Origin of the sequence: Arachnia propionica (assembly GCF_003932785.1) — a bacterium.
Taxonomy (GTDB): Bacteria; Actinomycetota; Actinomycetes; order Propionibacteriales; family Propionibacteriaceae; genus Arachnia; species Arachnia propionica_B.
On record NZ_RQYT01000097.1, the window covers coordinates 1 to 1,617 of the forward strand.

Sequence of the window (1,617 nt, forward strand, 5' to 3'; positions counted from 1 at the left end):
GGGGCGAGGACACCATGTCCTCGCCCCGCCGGTTTCTGCTCCGTAACGGCAGGCTAAACTTGTGCGGGGGTCGTGGAAGCAACGTTGCTCAACGACCAGGAGGCACAATGAGAAGAACGTTGGTGGCCGTGACGGCCATCGCCATGATGCTTGCGCCTTTCGCTTCACCGGCAAAGGCTGACCCTCCAGCTGCACCGCCCCCAACCTCGGTCCCCGACGCGAGACCGGTGCAGATGGAGCCCTTGGACCAGTCCCAGACCGTGATGGTGCTGCTCAAGGAGCAGCCGGACTCGCCGGACCCGGCGCTCTCCGGGCTCGTCGCCGTCGAGCGGGTGCTGAGCCGTTGGCAGGACGTCGAGGGTTTCACGGTCCGCAGGAAGTTCGCCCACCTCGTCACCGGCTTCTCCGCCACTGTCCCCGGGAACCAGCTGATAGCGCTCAGCAACGATCCGGATGTCGCGAGCGTCCAGAAGGTGAAGGAGTACCAACCCTTCATGCAGACAGCGGCGCAGATGACGCAGTCCCTGTCGGCCCGCAGCAACCTGGGTGTTGACGGGGCGGGAACGGTGATCTCGATCATCGACTCAGGGATCGACCCCAGCCACCAGGACATGCGACTCGACGACGGCGTGGAGAAGAAACTCACGCCACAGGGTGACCTCGCCACCGACAAGATCCCCTACGGCTGGAACTACGCCGACGACAACGCCAACTTCGTCGACACCACCAGCTCCATGCACGGCATGCATGTCGCAGGCATCGCGGCGGCCAACGGCGGCAAGGACGCCGACGCCATCACCAACGGCCGTATCAACGGCATCGCCCCCAACGCCCAGCTGCTGGCGATGAAGGTCTTCTCCAACGACCCTGCCCTCTCTGGAGGGGCCATGGATGACGACATCATCGCCGCGATCGAGGACTCCGTGAAGCTCGGCGCCGATGTCATCAACATGTCGCTGGGCATCTCCAACGGCACCAACCAGGACAGCATCGGCCTGGGTCGCGCCATCGCCCTGGCCCACCAGGCTGGGGTGCAGGTGGTCGTCGCTGCCGGGAACGAGGCACTCAACGGCTCCTTCGCCTACAACGATGTCGACCAGACCGACATGCTCGACGACGGCACCCTCGGGACCCCCGCCTCCGCGCCGAATGCGCTGGCGGTCGCCTCCGTCGACAACAGCCACATGCTCGCCACAGCAGCCACGGTTGTCGGTGGCGGGACCACCCTGGAGCTGCCCTACCGCCTCCAGATCGGTCAGGTCGACGACCAGACCCACGGCATCGTCTCGGCCGGTCTCGGCCGCCCCGAGGACTTCCCCGCCAACACGGAGGGCAACTACGTCCTCATCGAGCGCGGTGAGGTGGCCCCAAGGGACATGTTCAACAGCGCAGTCGAGGCTGGTGCATTGGGCGTGCTCACCTTCAACAGCGCTGAGGGCGGCGAGGTCTTCCGCCCCATGGGCGGCCTCGAACTGATCACCATGCCGGGCATACTCCTGTTCCGTTCCTCGGGCGAGCAGATCCGCCAGGCCATCGAAGCCGGCGGCGGCATCGCCCAGATCACCCTCAGCAAAGAACTGAAGACCCTCCCCCTCACCGAGCAGGCGACGCCGTCCC

1 protein-coding gene is annotated in these 1,617 nt (G+C 65.9%); it reads left to right on the top strand.

All coding sequences use genetic code 11. The features are described from left to right. Positions 1–242 precede the first annotated feature (242 nt). Positions 243–1,617, top strand: a 1,375-nt coding sequence (locus EII35_RS15375; protein ID WP_185744398.1) for a S8 family serine peptidase, incomplete at its 3' end; no start/stop codon positions are given.